We start from the raw sequence: 17,141 nt of genomic DNA, 5'->3' as shown, positions 1-17,141 counted from the left end.
ATAAAAGTAAATACGATAACTAAGTACTTGTAAGAAATTACAGGTACTTTTTTATATTCCAAAACAGCCGGGACCGGGCTTAAAAGGGGTCAGTTTCGTAGTGGGCAGAGCTCCACTTAAAAAAATCTTAATACGAAAGGGGATTGTATATGGCAATCACAAAGGAATTTCTGGAAGGCTTAGGCCTTGACAAGGAAACGGCAGAAAAGATTTTTGCCGAACGCGGTAAGGAAATCGATGCGGAAAAGAAAAAGCTCGAGGAATCCGAAAAAAAGCTTTCAGAGGCAAACGGCAAGCTGAAAAGCCTTGAAGACGAGGTGACAGAGCTTAAAAAGGTTGATGCTGGTGGCTTGAACAAGAAAATCGAGGAGCTTGAAAAGCAGATTTCGGACCGCAAAGCCGAGGATGAAAAGCAGGCGAAGGAACAGGAAATCCTTACACGCTTTGAATCGGTCATCGGAGAAGGTAAGTTTGTGAACGAGCTTACGAAAAAAGGCATCTTTGAAGAGTTTAAAGAAGCTATCGAAAAGGAAGAAAATAAAAGCAAAGGGGACAGTGACATTTACAGCGCGCTGACGAAAGACCGCGATGGTATTTTTGCTTCAGAAAATCCGCCTATTGATATTCCCGGCATGGGTTCGGGCGGTGAAGGTGTTGCGGACGAAAACGCTGCACGTGCTGTTATGGGCTTGCCTCCTATACAAAAATGAAAGGGGTATAAACTATGCCGAACAACATTATGAAGTTTAAAAAGTATATTGCACTTTTGGATGAAGTGTACAAAACCAGTGCAAAGACTGCGGTTTTGGATATTAACGGCGCACTTGTGCGTGCAGGCGTAAATGCGAACGAAATCGTAATTCCGAAAATCCAGATGGACGGTCTTGCGGATTATGACCGAAACGGCGGTTATGTGGACGGCAACGTGAGCATTGAACACGAAACCGTGAAGTTTAACTATGACCGTGGCAGAGCCTTTACGGTGGATGCAATGGATAACGAAGAATCTGCAGGTATTGCGTTCGGTTCTTTGTCCGCGGAATTTATCCGTACCAAGGTTGTCCCCGAAATGGATGCTATCCGTTTTGCAGCATATGCAGGTCTTGAAAACATTTCCAAGGCAAGCGGTACACTTGCAACAGGCGAAGAGGTCATTGCTGCGCTTCGTGCAGCTGCAACTAAAATGGACGAGGATGAAGTGCCTGTAGAAAACAGAATCCTGTTTATCACACCGACATTAAGAGGCGTGATTGCGGATATGGATACCACAAAATCCAAGGAAGTGCTGAATAAGTTCTCGCAGATTGTTGAAGTACCGCAGAGCAGATTCTACACCGCAATTGATTTAAAAGACGGTAAATCTACCGGCGAAGAAATCGGCGGTTATGCTAAAAATTCCGATGCGAAGGACATCAACTTTATGGTTATCCATAAGCCTGCCATCATTCAGTTTACCAAGCACGTTGTGAATAAGATTATTTCGCCTCAGGAAAACCAGACTTCCGACGGTTGGAAATATTTCTATCGTGCATACGGTCTGAATGATGCGTATGAAAACAAGGCTGCAGGCGTGTATCTGCATCATAAGGCGTAAGGAGAGGATTTTATGAAAACAATCGGTTTAACATTTCCGAAATCCGAACAGCCTAAAAAGGCTGACGGCAAAGCGGAAAAGAACAACAAATCCGAACAGCCTAAAAAGTAAGGAGGGCGGCTTATGTATTTAACGTATGAAGAATACACCGAGCAGGGCGGCACTTTACAGGAAGCCGCCTTTTGCCGCCTGGAACGAAAAGCGAGATGGCGCATTGACCACCTGACCCTTAACCGTTTAAAGTGCATGGAGATGGTGCCGGAGGAAATAGTCTTTCTGGTTTCGGATTTAATTCCGCTTTTTTCGGTTCTGGAAGAGATGGAAACGGGTCAGCACGCGACCTCTTATTCCAATGACGGCGTATCTGTAAACTATGCCGGAATCTCTTACGCGGACGTGAGTGCAAGCATTGACCAAATGATTTTTGATGTGTGCGCAAGACTTGAAACGGCAGACGGTACACCGCTTTTGTATCGGGGGTGTGATGCGTGAAAACAGCGCCCACCTTTAACGACACGATAACTCTATATCACAGAATCAGCGAGCAGGATGCAAACGGAAGAACGGTTGTGCAGTATGTGCGGGCTGTTGTGGAAAACGCGTTTTTCTCTGCACTTGACGGGCTGAAAATCAGCGGGGAGCAGTTGGTTTCTGATAACCAATACATAGCCAGACTTCCGCTTGGAACAGTTGTGGGAGAGCTTGATTTGGTTGTGCTTGGTACGGTTTCGGATACTGTTGCGGACAGTGCAGGCAGTCGCATAACAGATATTGCGACAAGATATAAGCCGAGCTGTTTCTTTGTAAAGCAAATCAAAATCAATGATAAAATCCCTTTTGCAAAGCATGTTAAGGTTACGGGGGTGTAAGCCATGGGATTTCATGTAAAAGTGGAAACCAGGATTGATATTCCGAAGCACATGAAGCGGATTCGCTCTAATGCGTTGTGGCTTCCTGCTACGAATGAATACTGGAAGCTGCTTGAACCGTATGTACCGATGGAAACGGGCGTGCTTTCCAAGACGGTTACGATTGTGCCGAAGGAGATTACATACAAAGCACCACACGCACATTACATTTACAAAGGTAAAGCAATGGGACCGTCTTATCCAATTACTAAAAACGGTCAGCTTGTGGGCTTTTTTTCTCCAAAGGGAGTGCGTAAGCATTACACCGGGAAAAGTCTTTTGATAAAAAAAGACAAACACCCGAAGGCTTGTGCCAACTGGGATAAAGTCGCAAGACCTGTACAGTTGCCGAAGCTGATTCGGTTTATGCAGAATTTGATTGATTCGGGAGGCGTTCTGTGATGCAAAACGACAAAAGCGAAAAGCTGATGGACTGGCTTCTGACTTGCCCGTACATCAAAGACCTGTTCTTTATCTTCGGAGACCCGAAAAACGGAGACACGGTGCTCTATCCGGAAACGGGGTATAACGACGAATGGGACGAGGGGATGCCCTACATTGACGGTAGCGGTGACAAAATATATACCTTTACCATTATTCAGTTTGTACCTTACACCGAAAACCCAAACTCCAAGGAGAATGTGGAGCATTATCAGGGGGTGCAACGGGTTGCTTCGTGGATTGACGAGCAGGGAGAAAAGGGGAATTATCCGGAATTTCCGGGTGGTTCTGTAATTAACAAAATGGAAGTTCTGCCTTTTGAGAACGGCGGACTTGCAGGCATGGATGAAAACGGCGCTAAGTTTATGTTTTCTATCCGAATAAACTATTTTTATGAAGGAGAGTAAATTTATGAAAAAGTTAAAAAAGTTTCAAACAATTCCTTTTATGAACATTGCTACAGAAGGAAGCGACCCGAACTGGGGCAGAATCGGCAAATCGACCATTTTTGATTTAGCGGTGAATGCAAACACCGTAACCAATGACTACATCGAGGATGAAAATCCTACCGATGAAGTTACCTATTACAAGCCCACTCTTCCGCAGGAGCTTGCAGCATATCACGGTGACCCTGCGTTTGACTATCTTTATGATATGTTCTACAATCTGCCCGTGGGTACAAAGACCCAGAGAGAAGTGCTGATCGTATTTGCGGGTAACATCGGTACAGATGAAGCACCGAAGTTTAAGGCGTGGAAGAGCCTGGCTACCATTGTGCTGAAGAATTTCAACACGGTTGACGAAAAGATTACCTTTGATATCAACTTTGGCGGTTCTATCGAAAAAGGCGAAGCAACCGTTGCAGAGGGTGTGCCGACCTTTACCGTTGTGAAAGTGCAGGACTGACCCAGCCGGCCGTAGCATCCGCTGCGGTCGGTGAAACGGAAGACGAGCCTGAGGCTTATGAAGAAACCCTGATGAATGTGGAGGATATTGAAAATGGCGAAATTTGAATTTAACGAACACGCGTTTACATTTGACCCTTTTGAAGCAGACAGCGCAGAGCTTTATCAGAACGAGCTGGATGCAGTCATTAAAAGAGGGGACGAAATCAAACCAACAGATACTGTGGCAGAACGCATCCGAAAGGAATGCAAATCTGTTTTTATCTTTTTGGACGCGCTGTTTGGCGAGGGCGCGCACAGAATCATTTTCGGTGAAAGTGTGAATGTGAAAACCGCGCTTTTGGTATTTGAGCAGGTGACCACCACAATCACGAAGGAATTGGAAGATTTTAACGCCTCTTACAATCAGAGAGCGAAGAAAGCTTCCGTCAAGGGTAAAAAATGATTAACCTTGCCACTACACCACCGCCGAAGCATTTAACCATCAACGGTACGGCGTACCCCGTAAAATATGATTTTAAGGTTTGGATTTTGGTTTCGGAAATTCTGGAAAAAACCGAGCTTGCGCTTTCAGAGGACGAGGACCCGAAGGATGTGGTACTTCAGATTGTGGAAATCTGCAAGCTGATTTTCGATACCATACCAAACGAGCCTGCGGATGCTATTTTTCGCGCGGTTTTAGAGTTTTACAAGGGGTATCCGAAAGCGGATGTGCAAAGCTTTGGCGGTGGCAGCGAGGAACGTGAACGGTCACGAACCTTTTCCTTCGCGTATGATTTAAACATGATAATACTTGCTATCCGGAATCAGTCCGGAATTGACCTTTCCTACCGAAGAAAAGAAGCTTTTCATTGGTGGGAATTTTTGTTGGAGTTCCAGAGCCTGGAAGAAAAGCACTATATATCCAAAATAATGGGCTATCGCGGTTACAACGGAGATAACAAGGAGCTTTTGCGCCTGAAAGCCTTGTATGCTTTGCCAGAGGTGCTTTCGGAAAAGGAAAAGAAGGAGCTGGAGGACTTCAATTCGTTGTTTAAGTAGGGGGTGTTTTGTATTGAAAAAATAAGATGCCCGAAATGTGGCTATAAAATGCCGATTTTTTATGAAAAGAAAGCAAACTGCAAGGGGTTGTGGGTGAAATGCAAAAACCCCAAGTGCAGACATAATTTTGAAATTAAAATCGAGTGCCAGTGATTTTTAAATTGAGTGCCAGAGATTTTCACAATAGAAAGGGTGAAAAACATGGCAGATCAGGTAAAAGTAAAAATCACCGGCGATGACAAGGAATTTAATGAATCGCTTAAACGTGCCGGCGAAACCGCAAAGAAAAGTTTTGCAGCTGTTGGTGTAGCTGTAGCTGCTGCAGCTGCCTCGGTTGTGAAATTTGGTTCCGAATTCGAACAAAGTGCGGCAAAGGCATCTACACTTTTTGGAGACGTTGCAGTAGATACAGAAAACTTAAATAAAAAAATGCTTTCACTTTCTGCAAGTGTCGGTGTTGCGGCAACCGAGCTCAACGAAGGTCTTTATTCTGCACTGTCTGCCGGTGTTCCGGTTACAGAAGATATGGCGGGAGCGCTTGACATGCTGGAACAATCTGCAAAGCTTGCGATGGCTGGTTTTACAGATACGGATACAGCAATTGCTGCAACAGCTAAAACCCTTAATGCATATGGTCTGGATGTTTCTGAAACGGAACGAATTCAGGGTATACTGATTCAAACGCAAAACAAAGGTATCACGACAGTAGGAGAACTCGGTGCATCTTTGGCACAAGTTACACCAACAGCGGCAGCGTTTAAAGTTTCTTTTGAAAACGTAGGTGCGGCACTTGCTACAATGACGGCGCAAGGTACTCCTACTGCTCAGGCTACCACACAGTTGAACAGTTTGATAGCTGAACTCGGGAAAAGTGGCACAATAGCTTCTGACAATTTAAAGGCAGCTGCAGAGGGAACAGAATATGCTGGGAAGAGTTTCCTTGAAATGATGGAAAGCGGTGCAGAGCTAAACGATGTGTTAGCGCTTTTGCAAAAAGCAGCTGACGAGAGTGGCGTGTCAATGGTAGATATGTTTTCTTCCATTGAAGCAGGTAAAGCGGCTCTTTCTATCATGAACCAGGAAGGAAAAACTTTCACCTCTAACTTAGAGGCGATGAATAATACCGCTGGGCTTGTTGAAAAGGGATTTGAAACAATGGCGAATACCGCTGCAGGTCAGTCAGCCATTATGAAGGAAGGCCTTAAGAATCTTGCTATAACCGCATATAACTCCTTGGATGGTGCTTTTACAGATTTGTTAAAGGATGTGAATACGGCAATTGCAGGAATTTCCGCAAGTTTATCTGACGGAGCGCTTGGCGGTGCTCTTTCTTTTGTAATCAGCAATTTTACAGCTTTGGCTACTGCTGTAATAGGTTCGGTTGCGGCGGTTAAAGCGTATAATGCAATTGGAGCAATCACGACAACGGTAACTACAGCATGGACGGCGGCAACTACTGCGCTTACTGCAATGGAATCGGCACACGCGTTGACGTTGGTTGCTTCGAACGGCGGTCTGACTTTGTTCCAGACACTTGTTGGCTTGTGTACGGGGCAGATTACTCTGAAAACCGCTGCTGTGGGGCTTGCCACGAAAGCTCAGATGCTTTGGAACGGCGCAATGTCGGCAAATCCCTTGGGGTTGTTGTTGGCGGCGGTTGTAGCCGTAACTGCGGCGATTGCGGTATTTACCTTATGCATGGAGGACGAAAAAAGCGAGGCAGACCTGCTTGCGGAGGAAATCGATGAGCTGACCGCCAGGGTCGAAGAAAATCGAAAGGCTTATGAGCAGGCCAGAGAGGCGCGCAAAAAAGCTGTTTCGGAAATCGAATCGGAATATGGACATTACGAATCACTTGTGGAAGAGCTTGACAGCCTTGTGGATGCCAACGGTAATGTGAAAGAGGGCTACGAGGACAGAGCAAACGCCATTACAGGTATTCTGTCGGATGCACTGGGTACTGAAATTACCTTAGACAGCATGGTTGCACAAGGTAAGCAGGCGATTATTGACAATATATATTCCTTGATTGAGGCGAAAAAGCAGGAGGCGTTACTTTCCGGTTATCAGGAAGATTATAATAAAGCTATTAAAGAAGAGGCGGAGGCACAACAAAATTTAACCGAAGCAACAATTAATAGAAAAAAAGCTCAGGATGCTGTCAATAAAGTGTTAGATGACGCAAGAGAAAAAATTCCGGATGTCGTAAAGGAATACGAAAATGGTTCCTTGAGTTTTGAAAAGTTTTCTGCATTGTTGACAAACACTGGTATAGCAACCAAGGCAACAACTGGTACTTTTGAAGAACTTTATTCAAACCTGAAAAAGGCTGACGGAGAAGTTGTAAAAGCGAGTAATGCTCTGCAAGAAAACCAAAATATTCAGGAAAACTTTGAATTCTTGTTGGGGGCTGTTGCGTCCGGCGAAGCGGATAAAATAGAAGAGGCATTCTTAAGGATAAACAACTCTTTTAAAACTGCAGAGGTAAGCACAAAATCAAGTTTACAAAGTCAAGTCTTGAGTTTCGAAAAAAGTCTTACAGCAGTTGAGGAGGCTTTCGCAAATGGCATGCCCGGTGTAACACAAGAGATGGTTGACAATTATAGGCAACTGTATGAACTTGCCGTATATGAATTAACACGTTGGGAAGTGTTAAACAAAGACAAGGGTATGAATGCGGCAGAAAGTTTGGCGCAGAATTTTGGCGATAATGTTTTTCGGTTACGCGGCATCCCTGTAGGTGCGTCAGACGCAATAGCTGATGGTGTTGGAGAGTCTCTTGAAAGTGTAGACAGTGCCGGGGCTGCTGACAAGGTAGTAGCCGAATATGCGGACAGTATTTCAGATGGCAAAGGCGAGGTCGACAAAGCTTCTAACGATGTCAAGCAGACTGTTGAAGATGATTTAAACAGTGTGGATGGCGCAGATGCCGGAAGTAAAGCGGTTAACGAATTTGCAGGCAGTATTTCAGCAGGTGCAGGTGAGGCACAGAGTGCATCAGTGGCGGTAGCAGAAAATGCCGGTGCAGGCTTTGGCAGTGTGAGCATGGCACCGTATGGTATGGCGGCAACATGGAGTTATGCAAATGGTATTTCGTCTAATGTTGGTAACATTGTCGGAGCGTGGGTGTCGGTTCAAAATGCTACAAAAAACGGTTTAACCATAGATATAAGCGGTGAAGGCGAAGGTGCGATACAGACTTTTGCAAGCGGTATTCAGGCAAAAGGTCCTTTGGCCGTCAGCGCATCGGGAACGATTGCTAATAATTCAAAAACCAAGCTAAATATGAACACCTATTCGAGTGGTACAAATTTCGCTCAAGGCTTTATTAACGGTATGCGAGCCATGATGTCTACTGTAAATGCAACAGCGTACAATATGGGGCGTGGAGCAAAAAACAGCTTAAGCTCGGCTATCGGCGAACAATCTCCTGCAAAAGAGACTATAAAGAGCGGTAAGTATTTTGGTGAAGGCTTTGTCATCGGTTTAAATAAATCGGCTGACGGTGTAAATGGTGCATCAGCGACACTTGCAAGGGGTTCGTTAATTGCTTTTAACAACGAGCTTGCAAAGGGTGTGCAGGATTCTGTTGCTTCGGTATTTGCCAAAGGCTTTAAAAACGGGTTGCCTGAAAACGACGAAGAAAACACCAAACGGTTTAATTCGTTTAAGGAATCTCTGGACAAGCAATTGCAATATGGTGTAATCACACAGCAGGAATACTATGAGGGAATTGCAAAGTACAGAGATGAATACTTAACCGCAGGTACAAAAGAGTGGTTTGATGCAACCGATTCTATTTATGAATATACCGAAAACGCTCTGGAAGAACAGATTCAGAGTGAGCGGGAGATTTTAGACCGTTCGCACAGGTTCGGAATTATTTCTGACGCGGAGTATTACGCAAGTCTTGAGGCTATCCGTGATAAATATTTTAAAGTTGGTAGTGACGAATGGTTTGATTACACTGAAGAAATATTTGATTACCATGAACAGCTGAAAGAGGATGCCATTGAGAAAGCGGAGGAAGCGAGAGAAAAAGCCCAAGAGGTTTTAAGCGACGTTCTGGACGAAGCAAAAGACTTTTCCGAAAAGCTTTCGGATGTGGGTGGATTATATGACAGCGATGCTATTATCGGTGTTGAATATCAATGGTCCGAAGATGGCAGAACACTTACCGAAAAAGCGGTAAAAGGCATTGCACCTGCCGACTTGAATGCGCAGACGGCAGACATTCAGCGGTATGCAGATAACCTTATAAAGCTTAAAGGTAAAGTGCCTGCAGATCTGTTTGGTATGCTGAGGGATATGTCCGTAAAAGACGGTCTGGCATTTACGGACGCACTTCTTGCTTATGATGACGAGGCTTTAAATGCATATGTAAAGGCGTTTGAGGAAAAGGAAAGAGCAATAAGAAGTGTAACGGCTGAGCTTTATGGCGCAGAAGTTGTTGAAGCAAGTCAGGATTTGATTGATGCGGTGCAGGAAGAAGCGGGTGTTAAGCTTCCTGAGAAATTCTTTGCTATCGGCGAGGATTCCGGGGAGCAGTTCGCAGAGGGTTTTGCCGGAAAGCTTACAGAGATTGTCAAAAATGTTTCAGATGTGCTTGACGATGTGTATGGATTCTCAGGTATGCGACATGAGTACATGCACCAAAGCACTTTAGCAGGCGGCACAACTTATGCGCCCACATACGTTCTGCAATCTGCAGAGGGTGAAAGTACAGCGCGACAGATGCAGACCATTCAGAATGCCGAAACACAAAAACGGCTCAGGAACTGGAGGTAAACATGCTTAAAATTACATACAAAAACGAATATGGTGAAATTCATATGGGAGCCAGTGCTTTAAGCGGGCTCCCTTTAAACGTCACTGCGTTGGTGGGGTTTAAACCGCCTGACCAGGAAGCGCAAAGTAAAGTGTTTTCAAAAGCGCCGGGGTGTGTGACAACCGATATTCGGGATATACAACGAACACTTACCATTTCCGGCACTTTTCACGGTACATCGTTTGATGTGCAGAATATGTACAGCATTTTGTATCATCCCGGTACCTTGGTTCTTGATTTTGTCACCGGGTCAAAGAAAATCGAATGCAGAATGATTACGTCCGAAGGCTTTACCAAGGTTGGTAAGGGTGACCTTTATAATTTTGTTCTGCAATTCCAGGCAGATTACCCGTATTTTTCGGATGTGGAAGAAACAACGGTGTATGTGTTTGAACGCGTTGACATGATAAACAACGGTGAGGACGCAACGTATACTTTTCAATTGCCTGCGGTTTTTACCGAACGTCGTACTACTGCAGAAGTAGAGCTGAGAGGAGAAAAGAATGTATATCCCATAATTTATGTTGCAAACGGGGTTGCGGATGCGGCGGTGCTTTCTCTGGATTCGGGAATTTATCTGAAAAACGAAATCACCGGCGCAGAAATTGATTTTCAGTACACGCCCGAAATCGGAGAGGTGGTTAGAATCGACCTGCCGAACCGAAGGATAACCAATAACAAAGGTGACGTGCTGACCAATTACATTTCGGACAGTACTGTTCTTTCGGATTTTATGTTAAAGCCCGGGAAAAACACGATTTATGCGCTGAACCGTAATGCAGGTCAGGATATTACTGTGTATTTGACCTATCACAGCGAATATGTTTCGGCGGTATTTTAGGAGGTGTGTTTTTGGATATACGTTTTTATGATTTTGATTTAAACCTTTTGCACATCCTGCCGCAATGGTCCTATAAAATCGGTTACACATCCTGCAATGTTCAGCAGGACTTTAACGGGAACGGCAGTTTTGAGATTGTTTTTGCCGACGAAATACTAAAAACGGTTGTAGAACAGAATCAAAACGAGCTGTTCGTTAAGTGGGGCGACTTTCAAGGGTTTCTTACGGGATATCAATGGTCAGACACGGAATGTCATTTGTATGGAATGCATTTAAACGGGTTGCTTAAGAATTATGTTGTGCCTGCGGACGAGGCAGAGGGAGAAAAAAACGCTGAACAGCTTATTTTGTCGACGGTAAATATTGTGAACACGGACGCGCCCTGGTTGACTATGCCTGCAGAGCAGGGCTTTACGGAAACAATTTCGTATCCGAAGAACAACTACACACCATTAGATGCGTGGCTGACTGAGCTTTTGAATCAGTTCGGATGGGGCTATGAAATCAAAATCGACTTTGAGAGCAAAGTTTTTTCTTTTGCATTGAAGAAACCAAGCGAAAACGGTTTGATGCTGTCAACCAATAATCTGAACGCACACACCTTTGTTACGACCTACGATAACAAGACGTTGGCGCGCGGTGGATGGTATGTTGTGGATGTTGAGAAGGTTCGGAAAAAGGTTGACGAAGAGGGAAACGTTGTAGAAGACGAAACGGGGCAACCGATTATGGAGACTGTGACCGAAAAGGAATGGCGGTACATTTCAAACGGCGCGCACGGACTGCATCGTCGTGATGTAGTGCTAACCGCAACCACAGACAAAGAGGCTCTGAACGAGCTGAAAACATTTACCGCTACGGCTGATGTTACCTGCGAGACCGAAAGCATACAGTGTGGTGTGGATTATAACATCGGCGACATTATCCGCGTACAAAACGGGGTCGGTGTTACGGTGAAAAAGCTCGTGTCAGCGGTTAACTGGTGGCAGGAGCAGAGTTATAATGAAAAACCAATTTTAACGGAGGTGGTTTTGGATGATTAAATGTTCTTTTATGGACAACCAGGAGGTTGGAGCGGATGATCTGAACGGGCTTGTAAAAACACTTATTGGGTTTTCGGGTGTTGCAGAACCGTTTTCAGACGGCGATTCGTATTATGTGTCCAAGTTGAACGACATTTGCTACAATAATATTGGAGAGGGTGTTCTGCCGGATACAGACAATTCGTTGCAGGTAAGTGTAGTGGGGAGCATTGCACATGTGAAGCCCGGAAAAGCTATTTTCGCAAATGGGATGATTGCGGAAGTAACCGGTACGGAGACAGTAGCAATTACTTCTGGGGTAAAAAACTATGTTGCCCTATGTGCAAACACAAAGCTGAACACCTGCAAAGTGGTGGCAGCGACAGCCTCCTTTTCAGACAGCACGGACGACGGTCTTTTTTACGTACCGCTGGCTGAAATTTCGGCAAGTGGTGTTTTAACGAATAAAAGAAAATACGCAAAAAGCACCAACGTTGCCTCTAAATATGCAAGCAGTTGGGGACTACCGGGATATGCAAAGCTGAAGATTACCGAAAACGTTGGCGCGTTTCAACTTTCGTTAAAAGTTGGTTCGTACAATCAGATGTTTATTTATGTTTATGATGAAGATGAAAGCGCGAGAAGCTTGCTGAAACTGGATTTGAACGATTACAGCCAATTCTATGCATCGGTCGGAACTGTACATGCCGGTGGTGCTGAAGTGGTAGAAGTCAGACAAGGTACAAGTTTTGTGCTTTGTCAAGGAAGCGAAGGGGGCAACGGCTATTCCGTTTCGGCGACAATTGGTGAAAAAGACGGGCTTTATAATTTGAAGCTTAACTGCTATTACCAAACAGAAAAAGCCAAAGAGTATGCCATGAAGCAAACTATAGAAATTTTTGCAGTGTAAGGAGGAAAAAGATGAAAAGACAATACCAGATTCATACGGCCAAACATCAGTTTCCGTTTTTTGCGTTTCCGCTTGTTTCGGATGATGTAAATGCGTATGAAATTGTACTTACAGCTCCGGAGGATATCAGCAACTGCTCGTTTGAGGTGACGGCGTTTCGTGCGGACGGCAAGAAGCTTTTAGGTCTCGGAAGGTGCTTTGGCAATCGTGCTACTTACGTTATGGAAAACGAGATGCACTCGGTAGTAGGGGACCTTACAGTTCGAACTGCTGTTGTTTCTCCCGACGGGAGCTGTCTTACAACAAACGAGCTGCTGTTTAAAGTAGAGAAACCAAACGGAGCGGATGCAATCGCAGCAGGCACAAATACGGGCGTTCTGACACAGATTCTTGTGAATATCAGTCAAATGAATCAGGAGCTTAACGAAAAGATAAACTCGAGTAAGCTAGAAGCGGTTTCGGAATCGAAAATGTACACAGACGGCTGTGTTGAAAAATTAGAAAAATCATTTCCTGCTTGTGAGATTGAAGGAAAGGCCGTTTTGGTTTGTGCACAGCATTATGTAAGTACGGATGAAATTACAGAGCTTGACACACAGGATTCTGGTTACATTAATTTGACGGTATCAGGTGATTTGACGGTAGATATTAGTGCGAAAAATAAGTACGTTTTCTTTAATCCAAGCACTGACGAAAAACTTATTTGTACTGTTTTTGTTGCGCTGACTGGCGATGTGAAAGAATTAGAACTTTATGCACCAGACACAGATACAACTGCATTTACACTTGAGACGTTTAAAGAAACGTATCCTTACTACGGCGTGCTCGCGGAGAATAAATGGGAAAGCGCAAATGATTTGCTGAAACCTGCTTTTGATTATGCAGAAACGTATACCGACAACAAAGTTGGTGATACAAGCATTAAACACGAGACTACTGTGGATATTGATGTGTCTGATTCTAAATATGTTCTTGATTTTTCGTTAAATCCTATATTTATTTCAAAAGTGACATTATACGAAGACCCGGAAACCGTTGATGACGAGGCACATGACGCTTGTTCCGTTGAGTTTTATTATGCTGATGGGTCAAATTTTATAATCGGAGCAGAAGAAGTTTCAATGCCTGTTGTTTTTAATAAAAATGAAGGAAAAGCTGTTGTTGAAATCAGAGCCGGCAATGGTAATTCAGATTATGTGTTCGTTAATTACACTTGGTTTACCAAAAGTGATGTAAGTGTTAAGGAATATGTGGACGACAAAGTTTCTAAAACATTAAGTTCTGCAAAATTGTATGCGGATGAAAAACTTGATGATGCTAAAAAATATGCTGACGGTGAAAAAACGATTGTTCTTCCTGAACGTTTAACTGGCGGTGTTTATGAATTACCTGACGATTGCGTCGGTGTTAAATCCGCTACCATCATATGGAATGAAACACTTACAGGGTCTGACACCTCATATATTTACTTGTGGGGTAAAGATGTGCCGACTGAGTTACATCCTGAAGATGCAAAGGGTAGATTTGAGTATTTTTATGCGGATGGTTTAACACAAGAAATTGTGTTCACAGGATTTGAAAACAGGTCCGATGTAAAAAATATTATTTCGAGTACGGATGTTTGCGAAAGTGGCATTGTGAGCATCACCTATTATACAAAGACAAAAGCAAATGCGTACACAGACGCGTCCATTCAGCAAGCTATTCTTGACAGCTGGGAGGTGGGTGTATGAGTGTTCAGCAGGAAAAATTTAAGGAGATTGCGGATGCTATTCGCGAAAAGACAGGAGAAACCGATATAATTAAGCCTTCTGAATTTGCCGAAAAGCAGGCAGAGGTTTTTGATGCGGGTTGCGAGGCGGAGAGGCGAAAAAAGTGGAGTGAACACATAGATGCACTTAACGAAAGTGCATTTACATACGGCTTTGCGGGAAAAGGCTGGAACGACGACACTTTTACGCCTTACACCGATGTTGTGATGCCTTCATCAAGAAATGCATCAAATGTTTTTTCTTACTCGGGAGTAACTGATTTAAAAGGCATTCTTGAAAAATACGGAACAAAACTTGATTGCAAAAATGCTTTGACCGTAAGTAACTTCTTCCAGTATTCGTTAATTACCAGAGTGCCTGAAATTGTTCTGGAAAAAGCAACTTCTATTCAGGGTATGTTTTTTAATGCAACAAGTCTTGTCAGCATTGACAGCCTAACATTTCCCGAAAGTGCAACAACAACCAATGCTTTTTTGAACTGCACAAGTCTTATAGAAATTAGAATCGGCGGAACAATCGGGAAAAGCATTGATTTCGGAACTTGTCCCTTGAGCAGAAAAAGTGCAGAAAGTATAGTTTTTGCATTGTCTAATGATGCCGAAGGGCAGACCGTAACATTTAACAGTAATGCAATGGAAACAATCAGCGGAGGAACAACATGGTGGGAAGATTTGAAAGCTTCTAAGCAAAACTGGACTTTTGCACTTTCAGACGTTGAATAAGGAGGAGTTTATATGGGAGAATTAAGTAGAGCTGATTTGGTTGCACCAGACGGATTTCTTTATACCAATGGGAACGATGTATATGCGAGTAAAATTTGGCTTGGAGAAGGTATGAACCCAAGCTCTTTTCACCTTATAAGTAAAGAAGAATACGAAAAAATTATGGCTGAATTGGAGGATACGTTGTAATGTACATATCGTTAAATACAATTATTCTGTTTGGCGGTGTGCTTACGGTGGTTATCACGGTGGTAACCCTTGTCTGGAAGCTTTTTAAGTGGATAAGCGGAAGGGACAAGCTGAAGGAAGAGATTAATCAACTCAGAGACCGGATTAAACTTCTTGAGGATAAGCATAACCGCGACCAGGAAGGCACGCAAAATGAGCTTACCATTGTGGTGTATGGATTGTTGGCATGTCTTAAAGGTTTATCCGAAAAGGGGTGCAACGGTCCCGTGACCGAGGCAATCGAAAAAATTGAAAAGCATATTAATAAGCAGGCACATAACCAATTTTAAAGGAGGTATTTTTATGCAGATTAACTGGAAGGTAAGATTCAGAAACCCGGTGTTCTGGGTTGCGGCTTTGCCGATGGCGGTATCGTTTGTTTATACCTGCCTTGGGCTTTACGGCATTGTTCCTAAAATTTCAGAAAGCGCGGTTGTAAATCTGTTGCTGATGGCTGTTGAGCTGTTATCGTTTATCGGCATTTTAGTTGATCCGACTACCGCCGGTGCATCGGACAGCAAGCAGGCTCTTACCTATGTTAAGCCGAAGAAGGAGGGGTACGATGAATAAGCATATTGAAAAATTGATTGCGATTGCAAAAAATGAGGTTGGTTACCTCGAAAAACGAAGCAACGCAAATCTTGACAGTAAGACGGCGAATGCGGGTAGCGGAAACTATACCAAGTATTGGAGAGATGTGTGTCCGAGTTTGCAGGGACAGGCGTGGTGTGCGGTATTTGTGACTTGGTGCTTTGATAAAGCTTTTGGTAAAGATAACACCAAGAAATTGCTTGAGCACTATCCGTACACATACTGTCCTACTATGGGTAAATCGTCTAGATTGTACGCGAATCCACAAGTCGGTGATATTCCTGTTTTTAAAAGAAACGGCTCATTTGTACACACGGGATTTGTTGTGGAAGTAAGCGGTGACAGATTTGGAACCGTCGAGGGTAACACTTCCGGTGCGAGTGGTATTATTGCCAATGGCGGTGGTGTGTGCAAGAAAACATACTATAACAGTAGTTTGCCGGGAACAAAATTCTTCAGACCTGATTACGAAGGTGTTTTGGGTAAAGCAACAGAAGATGTGACTGTAAGTGTTAACCTTCCCATGCTTGAAAAAGGTGATTCGGGAAGCTCCGTTAAGGCTTTGCAGACCTTGCTTGTCTTAAACGGCATTTCCTGTGGCGCATCAGGCGCAGACGGGGACTTTGGTTCGGATACGGATTCTGCTGTGAAAGCATATCAGAAAGCAAAAGGTCTTACAGCTGACGGCGTTGTTGGCAAGGATACATGGAGTAAGCTTTTAAATTAAAGAAAAGGGGAGCGCAATGCTCCCCTAATTTTTTTATAGTTCTATGAACATTCTAAAATGTTTCCAACTTAGCTTTTGTCCGCATCTGTCACAAAATGCCTGATATTCGCGATTCATTGAAATGCGACACCTTGGGCAAATCGGATACGCGAAGCTTGCACCGCAGTTGAGTATGTCGGTCACAGACATTGCTTCACGGTAGGCAAGTTTTTCTTCTGTTGTTTCTTTCATTTTCCCTTTCCCTTCCTTGTAAATATAAGCCACACTTATATTATGGGCATAAAGAAGCCTCGTTTTTGAATTTATCAAAGTATTCTTTTGCTTCCTTAAGGAATTGTTCGGGGTTCGGACACACGCGCGTCAGAAACAGTAACAAAGTGGTTGCGCTACACATATACACACCTGCCTGCAGATAGACATATGAACGGGTATCAATTTCCAGCAATTCTGCAATTTGTTCTTGGGTCAGACTTAATTCTTTGGCACATTCGGTCAGCTGTTGGCTGATGAACGGTTTTAACGCATCTTTATATGGATGATTCATAGTTTTTCTCCTTTGTATGACATTTTTCGGTATGATTGTAGTTTAACCTACCAAAATTCGCCATGAG

At 43.8% G+C, this 17,141-nt stretch carries 21 protein-coding genes; 19 read left to right on the top strand and 2 right to left on the bottom strand.

What is annotated here, in order from left to right:
* Window positions 1-149: 149 nt before the first annotated feature.
* The 19 genes from IJE10_11230 (at window position 150) to IJE10_11140 (ending at window position 16,530) form a co-directional block, all read left to right on the top strand.
* On the top strand, window positions 150-710 hold the full coding sequence (locus IJE10_11230) for a phage scaffolding protein (protein MBQ2968675.1): 561 nt from the start codon (window positions 150-152) through the stop codon (window positions 708-710).
* A 14-nt stretch (window positions 711-724) separates the two neighbouring features.
* A complete protein-coding gene (locus IJE10_11225; GenBank protein ID MBQ2968674.1) occupies window positions 725-1,594 on the top strand; it encodes a hypothetical protein in 870 nt (289 codons plus the stop codon).
* Window positions 1,595-1,717: 123 nt separating this feature from the next.
* Entirely contained in the window at window positions 1,718-2,086 is a 369-nt protein-coding gene (locus IJE10_11220; protein ID MBQ2968673.1) for a hypothetical protein, read from the top strand.
* The gene (locus tag IJE10_11215; protein MBQ2968672.1) at window positions 2,083-2,463 is read left to right on the top strand and encodes a hypothetical protein; all 381 of its coding nucleotides are present in this window, start codon (window positions 2,083-2,085) and stop codon (window positions 2,461-2,463) included. The genes IJE10_11220 and IJE10_11215 overlap by 4 nt, the downstream gene beginning before the upstream one ends.
* A 3-nt stretch (window positions 2,464-2,466) precedes the next feature.
* Complete coding sequence (locus IJE10_11210; GenBank protein MBQ2968671.1) at window positions 2,467-2,904, top strand: hypothetical protein; 438 nt, start codon at window positions 2,467-2,469, stop codon at window positions 2,902-2,904.
* Window positions 2,904-3,350, top strand: coding sequence for a hypothetical protein (locus tag IJE10_11205; protein ID MBQ2968670.1), 447 nt, complete (start codon window positions 2,904-2,906; stop codon window positions 3,348-3,350). Before IJE10_11210 ends, IJE10_11205 begins: the two co-directional genes overlap by 1 nt.
* Before the next feature lie 4 nt (window positions 3,351-3,354).
* A complete protein-coding gene (locus IJE10_11200; protein MBQ2968669.1) occupies window positions 3,355-3,849 on the top strand; it encodes a hypothetical protein in 495 nt (164 codons plus the stop codon).
* A gap of 93 nt (window positions 3,850-3,942) precedes the next feature.
* Window positions 3,943-4,293, top strand: coding sequence for a hypothetical protein (locus tag IJE10_11195; GenBank protein ID MBQ2968668.1), 351 nt, complete (start codon window positions 3,943-3,945; stop codon window positions 4,291-4,293).
* Complete coding sequence (locus IJE10_11190; protein ID MBQ2968667.1) at window positions 4,290-4,889, top strand: hypothetical protein; 600 nt, start codon at window positions 4,290-4,292, stop codon at window positions 4,887-4,889. The genes IJE10_11195 and IJE10_11190 overlap by 4 nt, the downstream gene beginning before the upstream one ends.
* A 201-nt stretch (window positions 4,890-5,090) precedes the next feature.
* Entirely contained in the window at window positions 5,091-9,677 is a 4,587-nt protein-coding gene (locus IJE10_11185) for a phage tail tape measure protein (GenBank protein ID MBQ2968666.1), read from the top strand.
* A gap of 2 nt (window positions 9,678-9,679) precedes the next feature.
* Window positions 9,680-10,558 carry a hypothetical protein gene (locus tag IJE10_11180; GenBank protein MBQ2968665.1) on the top strand — a complete coding sequence of 293 codons (879 nt, stop codon included), beginning with the start codon at window positions 9,680-9,682 and terminating at the stop codon, window positions 10,556-10,558.
* A gap of 11 nt (window positions 10,559-10,569) precedes the next feature.
* Window positions 10,570-11,601, top strand: a complete 1,032-nt coding sequence (locus tag IJE10_11175; GenBank protein ID MBQ2968664.1) for a hypothetical protein — start codon at window positions 10,570-10,572, stop codon at window positions 11,599-11,601.
* Complete coding sequence (locus tag IJE10_11170) at window positions 11,594-12,490, top strand: hypothetical protein (protein ID MBQ2968663.1); 897 nt, start codon at window positions 11,594-11,596, stop codon at window positions 12,488-12,490. The genes IJE10_11175 and IJE10_11170 overlap by 8 nt, the downstream gene beginning before the upstream one ends.
* Window positions 12,491-12,501: 11 nt before the next feature.
* Window positions 12,502-14,223: a hypothetical protein gene (locus IJE10_11165; GenBank protein ID MBQ2968662.1), complete on the top strand. Its 1,722-nt coding sequence runs from the start codon at window positions 12,502-12,504 to the stop codon at window positions 14,221-14,223.
* The gene (locus IJE10_11160; protein ID MBQ2968661.1) at window positions 14,220-14,984 is read left to right on the top strand and encodes a hypothetical protein; all 765 of its coding nucleotides are present in this window, start codon (window positions 14,220-14,222) and stop codon (window positions 14,982-14,984) included. Before IJE10_11165 ends, IJE10_11160 begins: the two co-directional genes overlap by 4 nt.
* Window positions 14,985-14,996: 12 nt before the next feature.
* Window positions 14,997-15,173 (top strand): hypothetical protein, encoded by a 177-nt coding sequence (locus tag IJE10_11155; protein MBQ2968660.1) that lies wholly within the window; start codon window positions 14,997-14,999, stop codon window positions 15,171-15,173.
* Window positions 15,173-15,502: a branched-chain amino acid ABC transporter permease gene (locus IJE10_11150; protein MBQ2968659.1), complete on the top strand. Its 330-nt coding sequence runs from the start codon at window positions 15,173-15,175 to the stop codon at window positions 15,500-15,502. The genes IJE10_11155 and IJE10_11150 overlap by 1 nt, the downstream gene beginning before the upstream one ends.
* Window positions 15,503-15,515: 13 nt before the next feature.
* Window positions 15,516-15,782, top strand: coding sequence for a phage holin (locus IJE10_11145; protein MBQ2968658.1), 267 nt, complete (start codon window positions 15,516-15,518; stop codon window positions 15,780-15,782).
* Window positions 15,748-16,530, top strand: coding sequence for a peptidoglycan-binding protein (locus tag IJE10_11140; GenBank protein MBQ2968657.1), 783 nt, complete (start codon window positions 15,748-15,750; stop codon window positions 16,528-16,530). The genes IJE10_11145 and IJE10_11140 overlap by 35 nt, the downstream gene beginning before the upstream one ends.
* A 33-nt stretch (window positions 16,531-16,563) precedes the next feature.
* Here the strand turns inward: IJE10_11140 and IJE10_11135 are convergent, their stop codons facing one another.
* Both IJE10_11135 and IJE10_11130 read right to left on the bottom strand, forming a co-directional pair.
* Window positions 16,564-16,761 carry a hypothetical protein gene (locus tag IJE10_11135; protein MBQ2968656.1) on the bottom strand — a complete coding sequence of 66 codons (198 nt, stop codon included), beginning with the start codon at window positions 16,759-16,761 and terminating at the stop codon, window positions 16,564-16,566.
* A gap of 40 nt (window positions 16,762-16,801) precedes the next feature.
* A complete protein-coding gene (locus IJE10_11130; GenBank protein ID MBQ2968655.1) occupies window positions 16,802-17,074 on the bottom strand; it encodes a hypothetical protein in 273 nt (90 codons plus the stop codon).
* Window positions 17,075-17,141 lie beyond the last annotated feature (67 nt).

Source organism: Clostridia bacterium (assembly GCA_017410375.1).
In the GTDB taxonomy this organism is placed as follows: domain Bacteria; phylum Bacillota; class Clostridia; order RGIG6154; family RGIG6154; genus RGIG6154.
The sequence above is the reverse complement of the archived record's forward strand: the minus strand, read 5'-3'. Positions and strand labels throughout refer to the sequence as shown.